General features: G+C 57.7%; 16 protein-coding genes. 12 read left to right on the forward strand and 4 right to left on the reverse strand.

Going from position 1 to position 14,687, the window contains the following annotated elements; genetic code table 11:
• Positions 1 to 19 precede the first annotated feature (19 nt).
• The 5 genes from LQ945_RS01810 (at position 20) to LQ945_RS01830 (ending at position 3,895) form a co-directional block, all read left to right on the forward strand.
• Positions 20 to 1,180, forward strand: coding sequence for a branched-chain amino acid ABC transporter substrate-binding protein (locus LQ945_RS01810; protein ID WP_182823116.1), 1,161 nt, complete (start codon positions 20 to 22; stop codon positions 1,178 to 1,180).
• 28 nt (positions 1,181 to 1,208) lie between these two features.
• The gene (locus tag LQ945_RS01815) at positions 1,209 to 1,700 is read left to right on the forward strand and encodes an L-2-amino-thiazoline-4-carboxylic acid hydrolase (RefSeq protein WP_270102155.1); all 492 of its coding nucleotides are present in this window, start codon (positions 1,209 to 1,211) and stop codon (positions 1,698 to 1,700) included.
• On the forward strand, positions 1,697 to 2,923 hold the full coding sequence (locus LQ945_RS01820) for a Zn-dependent hydrolase (RefSeq protein WP_270102156.1): 1,227 nt from the start codon (positions 1,697 to 1,699) through the stop codon (positions 2,921 to 2,923). Before LQ945_RS01815 ends, LQ945_RS01820 begins: the two co-directional genes overlap by 4 nt.
• An 87-nt stretch (positions 2,924 to 3,010) precedes the next feature.
• Entirely contained in the window at positions 3,011 to 3,358 is a 348-nt protein-coding gene (locus tag LQ945_RS01825) for an ArsR/SmtB family transcription factor (protein ID WP_044551417.1), read from the forward strand.
• A gap of 3 nt (positions 3,359 to 3,361) precedes the next feature.
• A complete protein-coding gene (locus LQ945_RS01830; RefSeq protein ID WP_333482961.1) occupies positions 3,362 to 3,895 on the forward strand; it encodes an SRPBCC family protein in 534 nt (177 codons plus the stop codon).
• Here the strand turns inward: LQ945_RS01830 and LQ945_RS01835 are convergent, their stop codons facing one another.
• Entirely contained in the window at positions 3,896 to 4,924 is a 1,029-nt protein-coding gene (locus LQ945_RS01835; protein WP_270102158.1) for a transporter, read from the reverse strand.
• A gap of 204 nt (positions 4,925 to 5,128) precedes the next feature.
• On the opposite strand from LQ945_RS01835, the gene LQ945_RS01840 reads away from it, so the two are divergent.
• The 4 genes from LQ945_RS01840 to LQ945_RS01855 all read left to right on the forward strand — a co-directional run bounded on the left by LQ945_RS01840 (position 5,129) and on the right by LQ945_RS01855 (position 9,817).
• A complete protein-coding gene (locus LQ945_RS01840) occupies positions 5,129 to 6,739 on the forward strand; it encodes an inorganic phosphate transporter (RefSeq protein WP_262239510.1) in 1,611 nt (536 codons plus the stop codon).
• A 26-nt stretch (positions 6,740 to 6,765) separates the two neighbouring features.
• Positions 6,766 to 7,680, forward strand: coding sequence for a polyphosphate kinase 2 (gene ppk2 / locus LQ945_RS01845; protein WP_044551423.1), 915 nt, complete (start codon positions 6,766 to 6,768; stop codon positions 7,678 to 7,680).
• Positions 7,681 to 7,843: 163 nt separating this feature from the next.
• A complete protein-coding gene (gene pbpG / locus LQ945_RS01850; RefSeq protein ID WP_270102159.1) occupies positions 7,844 to 8,677 on the forward strand; it encodes a D-alanyl-D-alanine endopeptidase in 834 nt (277 codons plus the stop codon).
• Between the two features lie 156 nt (positions 8,678 to 8,833).
• Entirely contained in the window at positions 8,834 to 9,817 is a 984-nt protein-coding gene (locus LQ945_RS01855; RefSeq protein ID WP_270102160.1) for an MsnO8 family LLM class oxidoreductase, read from the forward strand.
• A gap of 1 nt (position 9,818) precedes the next feature.
• Here LQ945_RS01855 and LQ945_RS01860 read toward each other — a convergent pair whose 3' ends face one another.
• Positions 9,819 to 11,123: an aminotransferase class I/II-fold pyridoxal phosphate-dependent enzyme gene (locus LQ945_RS01860; RefSeq protein WP_270102161.1), complete on the reverse strand. Its 1,305-nt coding sequence runs from the start codon at positions 11,121 to 11,123 to the stop codon at positions 9,819 to 9,821.
• Positions 11,124 to 11,191: 68 nt separating this feature from the next.
• Between LQ945_RS01860 and LQ945_RS01865 the strand changes: the two genes are divergently transcribed.
• Genes LQ945_RS01865 through pdxY form a run of 3 tightly spaced genes read left to right on the forward strand, consistent with a single transcriptional unit; the run spans position 11,192 to position 13,002 of the window.
• Positions 11,192 to 11,449: a hypothetical protein gene (locus tag LQ945_RS01865; protein WP_182823098.1), complete on the forward strand. Its 258-nt coding sequence runs from the start codon at positions 11,192 to 11,194 to the stop codon at positions 11,447 to 11,449.
• Entirely contained in the window at positions 11,446 to 12,159 is a 714-nt protein-coding gene (locus LQ945_RS01870; protein ID WP_269935493.1) for a glutamine amidotransferase, read from the forward strand. Before LQ945_RS01865 ends, LQ945_RS01870 begins: the two co-directional genes overlap by 4 nt.
• A 3-nt stretch (positions 12,160 to 12,162) precedes the next feature.
• Positions 12,163 to 13,002 (forward strand): pyridoxal kinase, encoded by an 840-nt coding sequence (gene pdxY, locus LQ945_RS01875; RefSeq protein ID WP_270102162.1) that lies wholly within the window; start codon positions 12,163 to 12,165, stop codon positions 13,000 to 13,002.
• Between the two features lie 41 nt (positions 13,003 to 13,043).
• Here the strand turns inward: pdxY and LQ945_RS01880 are convergent, their stop codons facing one another.
• Entirely contained in the window at positions 13,044 to 13,757 is a 714-nt protein-coding gene (locus LQ945_RS01880; protein ID WP_044551440.1) for a flagellar brake protein, read from the reverse strand.
• Between the two features lie 73 nt (positions 13,758 to 13,830).
• Positions 13,831 to 14,613 (reverse strand): N-formylglutamate amidohydrolase, encoded by a 783-nt coding sequence (locus tag LQ945_RS01885; RefSeq protein ID WP_270102163.1) that lies wholly within the window; start codon positions 14,611 to 14,613, stop codon positions 13,831 to 13,833.
• Positions 14,614 to 14,687: the final 74 nt, after the last annotated feature.

Below are 14,687 nucleotides of genomic sequence, written 5' to 3' on the forward strand. Positions count from 1 at the left end.
ACCACACCGGGAGTTTTACATGAACAAAATCACTCGCTTCAAGCCGCTGGCGTTAGCCACCGCCGTTCTGGTCAGCCTGAGTGCCGCCTCGTCGGCGCTGGCCGATGAAACCATTCTGATCGGTCTGGCCGGCCCGTTAACTGGCCCTTCCGCCCGTATCGGGAAAGATTTGGAAAACGGCGCTAAGCTGGCGATCGCCGATGCCAACGCGCAGAAACCCACGCTCAAAGGCAAAGCCGTCACCTTTAAATTGTTATCCGAGGACGATCAATCCGATCCGCGCACCGCCGTCGCGGTGGCGCAGCGCCTGGTCGACGAAGGCGTGGCCGGTGTGGTCGGCCATTGGAACACCGGCACCAGTATCCCGGCCGCACGCATTTACCACGACGCCGGTATTGCCCAGGTCGCGCCGGTCGCCACCGGCCATGGCTATACTCAACAGGGGTTTGATACCAGCTTCCGCGTCATGGGCCATGACGACGATGGCGGTAATTACGCCGGGATCTACGCCGTCACACAGCTAAAAGCCAAGCGCATTGCGGTGATTGACGACCGTACCGCGTTCGGACAAGGACTGGCGGATGAATTTATCAAATCGCTGGCAGCTCAGGGTATCCAACCGGTGGCGCGTGAATATGTCGACGACAAGACCGTCGATTTCAGCGCGGTCCTGACCACCGTACGCAGCAAGAACGCCGATTTGATCTTCTTCGGCGGCGTCGACTCGCAGGCAGCGCCGCTGGCACGCCGTATCAAACAGTTGGGCATGAACACCCCGTTGATGGGCGCCGGCGGTTTTGTCAGCCAGACCTTCCTGACGCTGGCACAGAAAGAAGGTGAAGGCGTAGTGGCGCTGGAGCCCGGTCTGCCGCTGGAGCAAATGCCCGGTGGCAAAGCCTTTGAGCAGGCCTACCGCGACCGCTACCAAACCCATATCGAACTGCATGCGCCGTTTGCCTACGACGCCACCCGGGTATTGATTGCCGCCATTGAGCAGGCGGGTTCCGCCGATCCGGCCGATTATCTGCCGAAGCTGCGCGCCATTCATTATCAGGGCGTCACCGGCACCATTGCATTCGATTCACAGGGCAACCTGCAACAGCCGAGCTTCACCCTGTACCGGGTGGTTGACGGCAAATGGCAGCCGCAGACCGTACTGGGCGGCGCAAAAAAACAATAAAAACCCGCAAGCAATGAGGAGCAAGGCGATGAGCGATGCAAAAAACGAGTTGGGTATTCTGGCCCGCCGCCGCATAGAAGCGGAAATCATCAAACCGATCTACCAGATCCTGGTGCGCGAGATCGGCAAAGAGCGCGCACAGGCGGTCATTGGCGAGGCTATCGAAAATGCCGCCATCGAGGCCGGCAAAAACTTCGCCGCGCAGGAGCCCAATGGCGCGGATTTGCAAAGTTTCGCCGCCTTGCAGTACCTGTGGGAAAAAGACGATGCGCTGCAGGTGAAGGTGATATACCAGGACGAGCAACATTTTGACTATGACGTCACCCGCTGCCGCTATGCCGAGATGTACCATCAAATGGGCTTGGGTGAGATCGGCCATCTGTTGTCCTGCGCGCGCGACAGTCAGTTTATCGTCGGCTATGCGCCAGAGGTAGAACTGCAGCGCACCCAGACCATCATGTCCGGCGCGTCCTGCTGTGATTTTCGCTATGCCGCCAAGGCGCAGGGAGAGGAAAAGTGACGCATCGAGTGAACGGAGATCGCCTGTGGCAAAGCCTGCTCGACATGGCTCAGTTCGGCGCTATTCCAAAAGACGGCGTGACACGGCTGGCTCTGAGTGAAGAAGACCGCCAGGCACGCGATCGGTTACGCGATTGGGCTTTGGCGGCCGGTTGCAGCGTACGCATCGACCGCATGGGCAATATGTTCCTGCGCCGCGAAGGCACTCGCCCCGATCTGGCCCCGGTGGTCACCGGCTCACACGTTGATTCCCAGCCCAACGGCGGCCGTTTCGACGGTATTTACGGCGTGCTGGCCGGGCTGGAGGTGATTCGGACCCTCAACGATCGGCAAATCGCCACCGAGCGTGCGGTGGAAGTCATCAACTGGACGAATGAAGAAGGCGCACGCTTTGCGCCGGCAATGATCTCCTCTGGGGTATTTGCCGGCGTGTTCGAGCTGGAGTACGGCCTGTCGCGCCAGGATGCTCATGGCACCAGCATCGGCGAAGCCTTGCAGCAAATCGGCTACGCCGGCGAGCATCCGGTGGGCAACATGCCGATTCACGCCGCCTTTGAGCTGCACATCGAGCAAGGCCCGATCCTCGAAGCGGAAAACATTGAGATTGGCGTAGTGACCGCTGCGCAAGGGCAACGCTGGTATGAGCTGGAGATCACCGGATTTAGCGCCCATGCAGGCACGACGCCGATGGATCGTCGGCGCGACGCCCTGCTCGGCTTTGCCGACATGGTCAAGGCGGTCAATGAGATCGGTAAAGCCTTTATGCCGGACGCTCGCGCCACGGTGGGTATGGCGCAGATCACGCCCAATTCCCGCAACGTGGTGCCGGGCAAGGTGTTCTTCAGCGTCGAATTCCGTCACCCGCAAGAGGCGGTATTGGCGCAGATGGAACAACGTTTGCTGGCCGCGGTGACCGAAGTGGGTGTCGATGAGCTGAAGGCCCGCGCCGAGCGCATTTTCCAATATCAACCGATACGCTTTGATTCTGGTTGCATCGACAGTGTGCGACAGGCCGCCTGCACGCTGGGTTATTCGCACCGGGATATGATTTCCGGTGCCGGTCATGACGCCTGCTACCTGAGCCGCGTAGCACCGACGGCGATGATATTCATTCCCTGCGTGGAGGGCATCAGCCACAACGAATTGGAGAACATCTCCCCGGAGTGGTCAACCGCCGGGGCCAACGTGCTGCTCAACGCGATATTGGCGCAAACCCACGCCTGAACCCTGGCTCCGGTTAACCCGCCGGGGCCAGAAAAAATATTCAACAAATTGGTTGAATATTAGCCCGCCTGTTCTATATTCAACCATATGGTTAAATTATCTTCCTCACAGCTGGACGCCATTTTCCATGCGCTTTCCGACCCGACACGCCGCGCGATACTGCGGTCGCTGGCCGGTGGCGAGCACAGCATTGGTGAACTGGCCGCGCCGTTGCAGATGTCGTTTGCCGGCGCCTCCAAGCACATTAAAGCACTGGAGCTTGCTGGGCTGGTGCAGCGCACCGTGCAAGGAAGAAACCATATCTGCCGGCTTGAACCCGAGCCCATGGCGCAGGCCATGCAATGGTTGCAAACCTACGAGCATTTCTGGACTGAGCGGCTGGACGCGCTGGAAACAGCGCTGCTGCAGCCGGAACCGAATCCTCCCGAGGAGTGAATGATGAACGACTACGGCATGATTATTGAAACCGGCACGCTGCGCATTCAGCGGCTGCTGCCCGGCCCGATCGACCGGGTCTGGGCCTATCTGACGGAATCCGACAAACGTGCCACCTGGCTGGCCGCCGGCGAGATGAAGCTGGAAAACGGAGCCCAGGTGGAGCTGGTTTTTCGCAATTCCGATCTGACCGGCGAACACGAGCAAACGCCGGCCAAATATAAGCACCTGAGCTGCAGCGTCAGCAACGTCGGCCATATCACCTGCCTTTTCCCACCGCGGTTGCTGAGTTTTACCTGGGCAGAACAGGGGCAAAGCCGCCCCTCCGAGGTGACCTTCGAACTGACCGAACAGGGTAAAGCCGTGCTGCTGACGGTTACCCACCGTCGCCTGGCCAACCGTGATGAAATGCTCAGCGTGGCCGGGGGGTGGCACACCCATCTGGATATCCTGGTCGATCGCCTGCACAATCGCCAACCACAGCCGTTCTGGAGCACCCACACCAGGCTGGAAGAAGAATACCGAGCCAGACTTTAATCACCTCTCGTCCCGCCGTCTGAACGCCAGATAGCCGGTGACCAGCGTAAAGCCGCCGACCAGCAACACCAGCAAAACAAAGCCGTGGTGATTGCTGGCCAGCGGGATCCCTCCCACGTTCATGCCAAAGAAGCCGGCGACGATATTGATTGGCAGTGCCAACACGGTGATCACCGTCAGGGTGTAAAGCGTGCGGTTGTTCTGTTCCATCTGCTTGGCGCCTATCTCTTCCTGCAACAAGCGAATGCGTTCGGTCAAGCTGGCGAGATCGTTTAGCACCACCGTGAACTCTTCGGTGAACTGACGCAGATCCTGTACCACGTCCCGGCTCAGCCAGGTCGGCGGCCGATTCAGCAAACGAAACAGCGCCGCGGGCTCCGGTGCCAGCAGACGCTGAAAACGCAGCAGCATGCGGCGCATCCTCCCCAGTTCGGTACGGTTGCGTTTCACATGGTTGCTCAGCAGGCGATCTTCGATGGTATCGACATACTGGTTGGCCTGCCGCACCACCTGCTCCAGCACCTCTTCCTGCTCCTCCAGCAAATGCGCCAGCAATTCGGTAGAAGACGCCAACTGCAGCGGCCCCAGCCGGCCCAGCAGCCGCTCAATCAAACGCAGCGGTTTGTGCCGAACCGTGACCACCAGGCCACTGCGGCAATACAGCCACAGCGTCGCAATCTCAGGGCTGTTCTCTTTCGGGTGGAAGATCACGTCGTTAAGCACCGCGAACAAATCCTCTCCCTGACGTTCTATGCGCGTGGTATGAGATCCGTGGCGGATCTCGTCGAAGAAAAAGTCGGAAATCGCAAAGTGGTTTTTCAGCCATTTTTCCGCCGCGGCATGGTTCAGGTTGAGATGCAGCCAGATAAATCCCTCCCCCGGCGACAGCGTCTGATAAGCCTGGCAGGCCTGTTGCGAAGAGACCCGCTGCGGCGGCTCTGCCGTACGAAAAACGTGGCCGTAAATCAGCCCGGTGACCTCATCGTCAAAATCAAGTTTGTGTAATTTTTCCGCAACCGTTTGAGCCATAAATCTTTGTCCCGAATAACCGCACGCATGAGTTAACCAATCTCAGTCTTTATATCAACCTTTAAATGCCAACGTTAATTATTTTCACTGTTCCCGATGATTAATATTAGCGTCATAAAAAAGTCACATTATTTCCCAATACTTTGATGGCAACACCGTACAGCACCGTCAGTAATCTAATGAAGTCTATCGGGAAGGTCCTTTATGAGCGATAACAGCGCCGTTCAAGCGGGTGCGCCATCTGCGTCAAGCCTGCCAAAAATCTACCAAAAGAACAGTCGACTCACTGTTCTTTTTTTTATTTTATTATTAGTGCTGGGGATAGCTTTTGCCGGAGTAAATCTATTTAACGACGTCAGCGATGCCGGTGCGGTTTATACCAGTTACGTTCCGTTTCTTTTATTGGGATTGGCGTTATTGATCGCGCTCGGCTTTGAATTCGTTAATGGTTTCCACGATACCGCCAATGCGGTAGCCACCGTGATTTATACCCATTCACTGTCGCCGATGGTGGCGGTGGTCTGGTCGGGGTTCTTTAATTTTCTCGGCGTGTTGCTCTCCAGCGGCGTGGTCGCTTTCGGCATCATTTCGCTGCTGCCGGTTGAACTGATCTTGCAGGCCGGTACCGGCAACGGGTTCGCCATGGTCTACGCCCTGCTGTTCTCGGCGATTATCTGGAACCTCGGCACCTGGTGGCTGGGGCTGCCTGCGTCGTCATCGCATACCTTGATAGGCTCGATCATCGGCGTTGGGGTGGCTAACGCCCTGATCCACGGGCGCACCGGCACCAGCGGCGTCGACTGGGGTCAGGCCATTAAAGTGGGTTATGCCCTGCTGCTTTCACCGGTGATCGGCTTCGTGTTTGCCGCCTTGCTGCTGCTGGCGCTGAAGGTCTTTGTCAAAAACCGCCAGTTGTATACCGCCCCCAAAAATGACTCGCCGCCGCCGCTGTGGATCCGCAGCCTGCTGATCCTGACCTGTACCGGTGTTTCCTTTGCTCACGGATCCAACGACGGGCAAAAAGGCATGGGCCTGATCATGCTGATCCTGGTCGGTACCATGCCCATTGCCTATGCGTTGAACCGTTCGATGCCGCCGGAGCAAATACCCCGCGTAGCGGCATTGGCGGAAGTGACAAAAAACCAGCTGCTGCAACAGTTCCCAGCGGTTAGTCAGGTTCCCGCGCGTGAAGTTCTCACCGGCTATGTTCGCACCAGCGAGCTGACGCCGGAAGTGGTGCCTGCCCTGGCCCAACTGACCGGCGCCATCGGCGATCAAATTCGCCAGTACGGTTCGGTCGACAAAATCCCTGCGCAGGCAGTATCCAACACCCGAAATGATATGTACCTGACGTCGGAGGTCATTAAGCACCTGAAGACGGAAAAACAACTTCAGATCCCCGCTGACTCGCAACGCAATCTGGACGCGCTGAAAGGTGAATTGGACAGCGCCACCCGCTTTATTCCGTTCTGGGTCAAGGTGGTGGTGGCAATAGCGCTTGGGCTGGGCACCATGGTCGGTTGGCGGCGCATCGTGGTCACCGTGGGCGAGAAGATCGGTAAAAGCCATCTCACCTATGCTCAGGGCGCCAGCGCCGAGCTGGTGGCGATGACCACTATCGGGGCGGCGGACGCCTTCGGCCTGCCGGTTTCCACCACCCACGTTCTTTCATCCGGCATTGCCGGGACCATGGCGGCCAACCGCTCCGGCCTGCAAATGTCCACCCTGCGCAATCTGCTGATGGCCTGGGTGCTGACGCTGCCGGCCTCGGTGCTGCTTTCCGCCGGGCTCTACTGGATCTTCACCCATTTTTAAAACCGGGCTAACACGGAGAATCAACTATGGCTATGCATGAATTTAATCACGACGACACCTTCAACCAGCGCCTGCTGCAGGAATTCTACGACAGCTATGACGAAGAGCTGGAAATGGAACTGGACGACCTGCGCTTTGACGACACCGAAGTGGACAGCGACCAGAAAAAAGCCTGGCGCAAACAGTACTTTCGCGAGTTGCTGCGGCTACAGGGTGAGCTGGTCAAACTGCAGGACTGGGTGATGCGTACCGGCCACCGTCTGGTGATCATCTTTGAAGGCCGCGATGCCGCCGGCAAGGGCGGCGTGATCAAACGCATCACCCAGCGTCTGAACCCGCGTACCTGCCGTGTGGCCGCGCTGCCGGCCCCCAACGACCGCGAACGCACCCAGTGGTACTTCCAGCGCTATATCGCCCACCTGCCGGCCGCCGGCGAGATGGTGTTGTTCGATCGCAGCTGGTACAACCGTGCCGGAGTGGAAAAAGTGATGGGCTTTTGCAACGACGAGGAATACGAAGAGTTTTTCCGCAGCGTGCCGGAGTTCGAGAAGATGCTGACGCGCAGCGGCATTCAAATCGTCAAGTATTGGTTCTCGATCACCGACGATGAGCAGGAACTGCGTTTCCTCAGTCGCATCCACGATCCGCTCAAGCAGTGGAAGCTCAGCCCGATGGATTTGGAGAGCCGCCGTCGCTGGGAGGATTACACCGAGGCCAAAGAGGTCATGTTAGCGCGCACTAACATTCCTGAGGCGCCATGGTGGGTGGTTCAGGGTGTCGACAAGAAAAAGGCCCGGCTGAACTGTATCAGCCATCTGCTTAAGCAGCTGCCTTACGAAGAGGCCGAAGGCAACGTGATCACCCTGCCGCCACGCAAACGCAGCCCGGACTACAGCCGCAGTCCGGTCCCGGATAACATGGTCGTGCCAGAAGTGTATTGATGCCCTGCCAGGGAGGCGCATCGCCGCCTCCCTGCCTTACCCTCACGCCAGAACGCCACCGCCGGGTTTTCAGATCCGCAAGGGTCACCTTATTTTCTCCACATTTGCTGTGCAGACTCTTGCTGATATTTTTTCATCAGTCAGGGACGTAGTCACGGTTGCCATGCATTTATTGAATTCCCTTTTTCGCTTTTCCACCTCAGGTTTCGGCGTCAGTTTGATTCTCACGCTGTTGTTGGTTCCCCCTTCTGCACAGGCCGCTGCGCCACTGGCGCTTCATTCTGCTTCGGTGTTGGTGGTCAATCAGCGTACCGGCAAAACGCTGTATCACAAACAAGCCAACCGCGTGTTGCCGATAGCTTCGCTGAGCAAATTGATGACCGCCATGGTGGTATTGGACAGCAAACGCCCGCTGGGCAACCCGATAAAAGTCATTCCTGCCGACCGCGATCTGCTCAAGAAGACCCATTCGCGCCTGACCCTGGGCTCCATTCTCAGCCGTCGCGATATGCTGCACATCGCCCTGATGTCATCGGAAAATCGTGCGGCGGCCGCGTTGAGCCGCAGCTATCCCGGCGGACGAAAAGCCTTTGTGGCGAAAATGAATCAGAAAGCCCGCATCCTCGGCATGAAACACGCCCGTTTTTACGATCCGACCGGCCTGACGCCGCGCAACGTTGCCAGCGCCAATGATCTGCTGAAAATGGTTAATCACGCCTACCGTTATCAGACCATTCGCCGTTTCAGCACCGACAGGCAACAAATCGTCCGGCCTGGTCGCGGCCAACTGGTTTATCGCAGTTCCAATGGGCTGATCAACAATCCCGCCTGGAAAATTCAGCTGCAAAAGACCGGTTTCACCAACGAAGCCGGTCACTGTCTGGTGATGCGAACCCTGATCAAGGGGCAGCCGGTGGTGATGATCCTCCTTGGTTCAAAGCAGCGCTACGGCCACTACAGCGACGCTATTCGCCTGAAGGCCTGGCTGGAATCCTGATGTGAATCGGGCGCGTCAACCACGCGCCCCTTTACCACCCGGTGCATATCTAAATCCGTTTTTTATCAATGGAATATCCTATCTCCAATCAATATTACGCCGGCGGCATCCTGCATGGTATTTGTCATCAATCATCGATGAGAAAGGAACAGGAAAATGGCTTATGCCCTGAGCGTGTTGGAAAAAAGTCCGATTGCCGAAGGAGAAAGCGCCGCCGAGGCGCTCAAGCGCACGCTGCATCTGGCACAGCAGGCGGAGGTCTGGGGGTACCGCCGTTTTTGGCTGGCGGAGCATCACAATACCCCGCAGCTGGCTTGCCCTTCCCCGGAAGTGCTGATTGCCTATTTGCTCGGACAAACCTCGCGGATCCGTATCGGCTCCGGCGGCGTCATGCTGCAACATTACAGCGCTTATAAGGTGGCGGAAAACTTCAATCTGCTGGCCACGCTGGCACCGGGCCGGGTTGATTTGGGCGTGGGAAAAGCGCCAGGCGGGCTACCGCTCTCGACTCAGGCGCTGCAGGCCGCGCACGATCAACAGAATAAACCTGACTTCCCTCAACAGCTCGCGCAGCTCAATGCCTTTCTGAATGATGATGCGCAGCCTGGCCTGAGCGCCACGCCACAGCCGGTGCAACCGGCGCAACGCTTTCTGCTGGGCGCCAGCAACGAAAGCGCCCAACTGGCCGCCGAACACGGCTGGGCCTTTGTGTTTGCCGCCCATCTCAATGGTAACCCGGAGGATATCCGTCGAGCGCTGGCCCATTACAGTGAGCAAAGCGGTGGCCGCAAAGCCCTGTTGGCGGTGGCGGCGATCGTCGCCGACAGCGAAAGCCAGGCTAAAGATCTGGCAGCCGGGATCCAGCAGTACCGTGTCCACGTGACCGGCGGGCAAAGCGTGACCGTCGGCAGCCTGGAGCAGGCGGAAAGCTTTGTGCAACAGGCCGGCGCTACCGATTACCGTATCGAACCGCGCGAAAGCCACATTCTGCTGGGTACCGCCCGGCAGGTGCGCCAACAGTTGGATCAGTTGCACCAGCAGTACGGCGTAGAGGAGTTTGTGATTGATACCCCCATCAGCCAGCCTGCCGCCCGCCTTGCCTCTCTGCAATTGCTGGCGTTAGCGGGTGAGGCTGTTTGATTCAGTTAACCACGGTGCCGGCACCGATGGCGACGGCCAGATCCTGAGCCAGCGTTTCCATCTGCGCCGGCTCAAGGTTAGCCAGACTGATGCGGATCGCCGGACCGCTTTTCAGGCGGAAGGGTTCGCCGCTCTGCACCAGCCAGCCGCGCTGCGCCATCATTTGGCTGGCGGCGGCTTCTGAACGCACCGGCAACCAGATATGCACTCCCTCTCCCGGCGACACCGGCACGCCGGTCAATGCGTGCAGCCGTTCGGACAAATCGTCACGCCGCTGCTGATAAGTTTGCTGCGCCCGTGCAAACAACCCCTCTTGCCGGGCCTGCGTCCACAGTTTAACGGCAATCTGCTGCAGGATATGGCTGACCCAGCGTTCGCGAATGTATTGATCCGCCCGCATGGTCTGCAGCAGTTGCGGCTTGCCGCAGGCCAGCGCAATTCGCAGATCCGGGCTGAGGAACTTGCTCAGCGATAACACATACAGGCCATTGTCTGCGGCAAAGGGCAAATGCAACGGCCGCTGCGACAGTGGTCCCCAGAAGTCATCGACGATCGCCAGACAGCCGGGGTTTTGCGACAGGAATTCCCGCCAACTTGCGGCCCGGCCCGCGCTTAATGACATGCCGGTCGGGTTCTGTGCCCGAGGCGTCATGATCACCGCGGCCCCCAGCGGTGCGGCCTCTTTTTCCGGCAAGCGGCACCCTTGTTCATCAACCGGTAACGGCAAAGGCTTCAGCCGCAGATGCCGCAACAGCGTCAGTAACGGTGGCCAGCAGGGATCTTCCACCCACACCGAGGCGCCCGGCGCCGCATGAATACGCAAAGCCTTCTCGATAGCGTCCAGCGCGCCGGAAAACACCGCCGGTTCACCCAACTCTGCCCCTTGTTGGCTTAACCAGTCGCCGGCAAGCCGGCACAGCGCCGGTAAATCCCCGCTAACGTCATAACCGGTCTGCTGTGGGAAAACGTCTTCGGCACCCAGCGACAAGGCCGGCAGCAGTGCAGCATCCAGATTACCACTCGCCAAATCCCTCATGCCCTCCGGCACTTGCCGAACATTACGCACCGTCATTAAAGGTTGCTCTAGTACCTGAGTACCGGCACGCCCGCGGGTAGCCACCAAACCGGCATCACGCAGTTTGGCATAGGCGCTGGCGACGGTATTGGGGTTGACCCCCAACTCGCCGGCCAATTGACGCACCGGCGGCAGCAGGTCACCCGGCTGCAGATCCCCCTGCTTTATCTGCGTGCTGATCTGTTCAGCAATCTGGACAGCGCTGCCGCCTTTTGCATACAATGAGCTCATACATAAAACCTTTTTGTATTAGTTCAAAATAGATTACCTGTTTCGAACGGAAAAGTTAAGGGGTAAAAATGGAAAAACATTACGTACTGGATATTAAACAGGGCGGAAAAGCCTTTGGCCGGTTGCAGATGTTCACGCCCTGGGCCGCCGAACAGTTGCAGCAGGCTCAGGCGCTGTTCCCTGCCGATCAGGGCTACCAGTTGAGTATCAGTCAAGTCAAAGAGCGTCGGATAGTTTATCAAAGCGGCCTTGGCGGTATCACCATCCTGGGCGATACGCTGGAACTGGAACCTTACCCCCATAGCCAGGAGGCACCACAACAATGAAAAAAGTTGTCGCGATAAGACATGTGAATTTTGAAAACCTTGGCATTCTGGGCTCACTGCTGTCATTGCGTGGCTATCAGATTGATTATTTCGACGCAGGCCGTGACGACATCCGCACCATCGTTAATGAGGATACCGACCTGCTGGTGGTGCTGGGCGGGCCGATCAGCGCCGCTCAGCACTTTGCCGGCCAGCAAAACTATGCGTTTCTCAACGATGAGTTAGCACTGGTTACCCAGCGTTTACAGCAAAAACGGCCTACGATCGGTGTCTGTCTCGGCGCGCAGGTGATTGCCCAGGCGTTGGGTGCCGAAGTCGTTTCGCTCGGTGTTAAAGAGATCGGTTACGCCCCCTTAACCTTGACGGACAATGAAGACTCGGTGCTGGCGCCACTGGCTTCCACGCCGGTGCTTCACTGGCACGGCGATATGTTTATGATCCCCGAAGGCGCGACCCGCCTGGCGGGTACCGATATCTGCCCCAATCAGGCATTTGAGTATCAGGATTTCGCCCTTGGGCTACAGTTCCATCTGGAAGCCGATCACCGCGATCTTGAGCGCTGGCTGGTAGGCCATGCCTGTGAACTTGAACTGGCCGGCATCGTGCCGCAGCTTTTGCGTCAACAGGCTGCGCGTTACGGCACAGAATTGGAACAATGCGCCCGCCAGGTATTTGCGCGCTGGTTGGATAAAATCGAACCCAGGAAGTGATAGATGCAACAAATTTCTCAATTACAGCCGCCGCAGATTGATGTCATCAGCATTCAATCTCAGGTGGTGTATGGCAGCGTCGGCAACGGGATAGCCTATCGCACGCTGTTGAAAAAAGGGCTGGAAGTGCTGCAGGTGCCCAGCGTGCTGTTCGGTTGCCCCCCTTATTACGGCGCACCCAGCGGCGGCGTGATCTCCGCCGAGTGGTTCGGCGGTTTTCTGGCGGATTTGCTTGCCCGCGGCGTGATGAATCGCACCCGCGCGGTGATTGTCGGTTATCTGGGCAATGTCGACCAGTGCCATATTCTGGATGCCTGGTTGCAGCATGTGCGCACGATCAATCCGCAGATAAAAATTTATATCGATCCGGTGATGGGCGATTACGGCGAAGGGGTGTATGTGGATAAACGCATTGTCGATTGCTATCGCTCCCCCTTCCTGCAATTGGCCAATGGCCTGACCCCCAACGGCTTCGAACTGGAACAGCTTTGCGGTCACCCTCTGACCACCCAGGAACAGACGCGGCAGGCCGCACAGGCGTTGCTCAATGACACTACCGAGTGGGTGTTGGTGACCAGCGCACCGGGCGTGGCGGAAAACGACGATCAACTGGGGTTACTGCTGGTCAAACACGACGAAGTGCAAAGCTATACCCACCCCAGAATTCAATCAAAGGTCAAAGGCACCGGGGATATGTTTGCCGCGTTGCTGGTCAGCCATCTGCTGCACGGGAAAAGTCTCGATGAGGCGATCGTGACCGCCGGAGGTGAAGTTTGTGCTGTTCTGGCGGAAGCGGAGCATTTCGGCCTGGAGGAAATTGGCAGCCTGCGTGCCTTGAAATAGGCCGGGAGTGACGGGGCAGCCAGCTGCCCCTCGCGTCTTACTTAGCGTTTTTTCTTTTTGTTGAAGTCCAATTCAAACGCAAACACCGCACTCTGAATTTTTCTTTCCATCGCCAAACCCAGTTTCATAAAGCGGCACGACAGGCGTGAAAAATGCACCATGTTGTCGTCGTCATCCAGCTCATGATCGTCGTTGATCACCACCAGCTCCATATTGACCTTGAAACTGCCGTAGCTGCCAAGATCCAACAACGCTTTTTTGAACTGGAACCCGGGCTGCAGGTTTGGCGGTAACGGGCCATCAACGCGTAGCCCTACACCACCGGCTGACAGATCGTGGATCCTCAGCTGATATTCACTGCCATCGGCGTATTCACCACTGCACAAAAACTGGCGCCAGTGAGGTGTCGTCACGCGAAACTGGCGACGGCGCTGGATGTAAACCAGCTGCTTCGGCAATTGGGTTGAACAAACGTTGACGCCCTGCTGATGGCTGAACTCGGCCCGACCTACGGAGAACTCGATCTTCGCGTCATGGCTTTCAATCACGATGGTGCATTCGCCATCAACCGCCGTATCCGCCTCATCGCCGCTAAACACGATGTTGTCCGGCCCGACGCTCAATAACAAACTCTGAAACTGCTGTTTCTCATTTACGACCCGTAGCGGCGTGCGTTGTTTACAAATCTCACGCAGAATCGCCAGTACTTCAAAGCGCTCCTGCTTGATAAACAATCCGTTATCATTCTGCTCCACTTGACGCTCCTGGCACTTCCCAATGACGTTGACACTTTCCTTACAGTTATCATCACTGGGAATATTCCTAAAGTCAAATTTGCCAGCGATGCCAGGCTTGCGGTAACAGTCTGGCGAAGCGTTCTGCCCAGGCCTGTTGACCTTGTTGATCGGCAAGCAGATCCTGGCGGATCTCGATACCGACATAGGGCAATTGCCGGCGCTCAGCATGCACCGGCAGGGTGTAGTCCGTCGCGTCGGTCATGGCGTAGGGCTCATTGACGCCCACCTGCAAATCCCCTTCTTCACGCAGCAACTCTGCCAGCAACAGCGCGAACTCCGGTTGACGGTTGAACAACAGCCCTACCTGCCATGGGCGCGCATTGCCTTTAAACACCGGCGTAAAGCTGTGCATGGCAACGATCGCCGTCGGCAATCCGCTACGCTGGCGCGCATCCAGACTGTCGGTTATCGCCTGATGGTAAGGCAGAAAAATCTCATGCTCGCGCGCCAGTGCCTGTTCGGCCGCAATGCCCACGTTGCCGGGGATCGGCGTTAGCTCCGACAGCCCAGGTATGGAGCTGGGAATGCCGGGAGTCCGATTACAGTCAATGACCAAACGCGAGTAACGCTGATGAATCAGCGAAGCGTCCAACTGGCGACTAAGGTGACGTGAAACGTTCAGTGCGCCGATGTCCCATCCGATATGACGGTCTATTTCGCCGGGCGGCAGCCCCAGATCGCCCAATTGCTGCGGTATCGCCTGTCCGGCGTGATCGCAAAGCAATAAGAAGGGCGCGAGGCCTTTTGGCGTTTCAATCGCGACGGCGGCGGGATCTTCGGCGGACAACAAAAACGGGGCGAACGGCTGTGGCATGAAAAACTCCGGCGGAGGAACAAAGCCTTATCTTAGGCTATTTTCCCCCGCCGGCGCCAAGCTTCGGATTAGAT

It is taken from the genome of Serratia liquefaciens (genome assembly GCF_027594825.1).
Taxonomy (GTDB): Bacteria; Pseudomonadota; Gammaproteobacteria; order Enterobacterales; family Enterobacteriaceae; genus Serratia; species Serratia liquefaciens_A.

Coding starts and splice junctions, on each gene's coding strand:
- LQ945_RS01810 (WP_182823116.1), top strand. CDS start 20: ATGAACAAAATCACTCGCTTCAAGCCGCTGGCGTTAGCCACCGCCGTT.
- LQ945_RS01865 (WP_182823098.1), top strand. CDS start 11,192: ATGGAAAAACATTACGTACTGGATATTAAACAGGGCGGAAAAGCCTTT.
- ppk2 (WP_044551423.1), top strand. CDS start 6,766: ATGGCTATGCATGAATTTAATCACGACGACACCTTCAACCAGCGCCTG.
- pbpG (WP_270102159.1), top strand. CDS start 7,844: ATGCATTTATTGAATTCCCTTTTTCGCTTTTCCACCTCAGGTTTCGGC.
- LQ945_RS01840 (WP_262239510.1), top strand. CDS start 5,129: ATGAGCGATAACAGCGCCGTTCAAGCGGGTGCGCCATCTGCGTCAAGC.
- LQ945_RS01830 (WP_333482961.1), top strand. CDS start 3,362: ATGAACGACTACGGCATGATTATTGAAACCGGCACGCTGCGCATTCAG.
- LQ945_RS01860 (WP_270102161.1), bottom strand. CDS start 11,123: ATGAGCTCATTGTATGCAAAAGGCGGCAGCGCTGTCCAGATTGCTGAA.
- LQ945_RS01825 (WP_044551417.1), top strand. CDS start 3,011: ATGGTTAAATTATCTTCCTCACAGCTGGACGCCATTTTCCATGCGCTT.
- pdxY (WP_270102162.1), top strand. CDS start 12,163: ATGCAACAAATTTCTCAATTACAGCCGCCGCAGATTGATGTCATCAGC.
- LQ945_RS01885 (WP_270102163.1), bottom strand. CDS start 14,613: ATGCCACAGCCGTTCGCCCCGTTTTTGTTGTCCGCCGAAGATCCCGCC.
- LQ945_RS01870 (WP_269935493.1), top strand. CDS start 11,446: ATGAAAAAAGTTGTCGCGATAAGACATGTGAATTTTGAAAACCTTGGC.
- LQ945_RS01855 (WP_270102160.1), top strand. CDS start 8,834: ATGGCTTATGCCCTGAGCGTGTTGGAAAAAAGTCCGATTGCCGAAGGA.
- LQ945_RS01835 (WP_270102158.1), bottom strand. CDS start 4,924: ATGGCTCAAACGGTTGCGGAAAAATTACACAAACTTGATTTTGACGAT.
- LQ945_RS01815 (WP_270102155.1), top strand. CDS start 1,209: ATGAGCGATGCAAAAAACGAGTTGGGTATTCTGGCCCGCCGCCGCATA.